Annotated in this window: 1 protein-coding gene; it reads right to left on the minus strand. The window is 65.1% G+C overall.

From position 1 onward, the window contains the following. Window positions 1–21 precede the first annotated feature (21 nt). Window positions 22–304, minus strand: a 283-nt coding sequence (locus tag BLX41_RS36500; RefSeq protein ID WP_259745277.1) for an alginate O-acetyltransferase AlgF, incomplete at its 5' end; no start/stop codon positions are given.

Consider the following 304-nt stretch of genomic DNA (forward strand, 5'->3'; position numbering starts at 1 on the left):
GAGCAGCCTTCCGGAAATTCATTAGCGGGTGGAAACCGGGCGCTTGACCCAGACCGGCGACAGGTTGCTGCCGTTGCCGGTGACGTAGAGCACCGCCGCTTCGCCGCGCTCCAGGGCTACGGGCTTGAGGTCGCTGACCTTTTTCTCGCCGTCATACAGGGCGAAGCTGACCTTCACCGGGTTGATTTCGCGCTCGCCGCGGCCCTTGGCGGCCACGGCCTTGACCACATCGGTCTTGCCGTCGGCGGTCTTCAGGGTCAGGGCCTGGTCGCTGAGGTTCTGCACCCGCACCAGGGATTTCTGC

Origin of the sequence: Pseudomonas protegens (assembly GCF_003732485.1) — a bacterium.
Taxonomy (GTDB): domain Bacteria; phylum Pseudomonadota; class Gammaproteobacteria; order Pseudomonadales; family Pseudomonadaceae; genus Aquipseudomonas; species Aquipseudomonas protegens_B.